We start from the raw sequence: 1,502 nt of genomic DNA on the forward strand, positions 1-1,502 counted from the left end.
AGTGCGATTTACCTTAAATCCTTGAAAACCCTTAGCCTTAGCAATCACAGTGTTCACACCGCGCAAAATGGCCTCCTCAAACTCGGTAGACTTGCTAGGATCAATTTCTATATCGCAGTGTTCCAAAATCATGGGTATTCCTTTATCAAAATCAATAAAGATAGATAGTAAACTCAAACAGCATAATTAATAACGATTCTAGAGACATGGCCAATTTACCTAACGTTGTCATTCTTGGTGACTATGAGCGCGCCCTTCGTCGCTTCTCCAATTGGAGCAAAGTAGACAAGCACTGCCATATCGCCATTCACCATGAACCACTTCATGATGAAGCCCTATATGAAGCAGTTAAAGATGCGGATGTGATTGTGCTGGTGAGGGATCGCATCCCTTTTAACGAAGCATTAATTGCGCGCCTTCCAAAGCTGAAGCTATTCCTCTTTACGGGCAAGCGTAACGGCACTCTAGATAAGTCTGCCTTGATATCACGCAATATTCCGATTGCCTGCACACCAGGAGGGCCATCCAAAGAAACTACCACCGAGCTAACTTGGGCTTTAATTCTGGGTGCTTCAAAACACTTAGTGCGCCAAAATAGCTTATTGCACTCTGACACAGGTGGCTGGCGCGATGAACTCTCTGTTCTCCCAATATTGTCTGGCGAGCGTCTTGGAATGATTGGTTTAGGCTCAATTGGTAGTGCTGTTGCCAAAGTGGGTCAAGCCTTTGGGATGGAGATTGTCGCTTGGAGTCCCAATATGACAACTGAACGCGCAGCAGCCCATAATGCCAAGTCCGTCAGCCTAGAAGAGCTTCTGAAAACATCCAAGGTTGTTAGCCTGCATCTCGTAGCTGGACCAAAAACGAAGGGCTTACTTGGCGCTGAAGAATTGGCGATGATGCGGTCTGACGCGCTGCTCGTGAACACCTCACGCTCAGCCCTCATTGATACAAAGGCCCTGCAAGATGCACTAGCTGCTGGTCGGCCTGGTCAAGCTGCGATTGATGTATTTGACATGGAACCACTGCCCACAAATGATGCCCTGAGAAACACGCCCAAATTACTCACTACGCCCCACCTAGGATTTGTGGCTGAGCCTGTTTTTACAATGTTCTCCAAAGGAATTATCGATACCTTGGAGGCATGGCTCGAGCAAAAGCCACTACCGCATCCATTTGAACCTTAATCATTCTTTGAAGACACTGACTCCGACAGAATTATTTATCAGCTTCAGCAAAATCGGCATGTCTGGTTTTGGTGGTGTCCTGCCATGGGCGCGACGCACACTAGTTGAGCAAGACAAAATTCTGACGTCTGAAGAGTTCAGCTCCATCCTAGGTATCTGCCAAATTGTTCCCGGCCCCAATATTGTTAACCTAGCAGTGTGCATTGGCTCACGCTTTGGTGGTGCCAAGGGCGCTTTTGCAGCAGTTGCAGGCCTGACATTGGGGCCAATTTGTATCGTTATTTTGCTGGCGCTCTTGTATACACACTATAATTA

At 47.1% G+C, this 1,502-nt stretch carries 2 protein-coding genes; both read left to right on the forward strand.

The annotated features are described in order from the left end of the window. The first annotated feature begins 206 nt into the window (after positions 1-206). Positions 207-1,187 (forward strand): D-2-hydroxyacid dehydrogenase family protein, encoded by a 981-nt coding sequence (locus tag B7Y67_RS19415; RefSeq protein WP_293600034.1) that lies wholly within the window; start codon positions 207-209, stop codon positions 1,185-1,187. Positions 1,188-1,194: 7 nt separating this feature from the next. Then, the coding region (locus tag B7Y67_RS19420; RefSeq protein WP_293600035.1) for a chromate transporter at positions 1,195-1,502 on the forward strand (308 nt) is incomplete at its 3' end.

The organism is Polynucleobacter sp. 35-46-11, assembly GCF_002281105.1.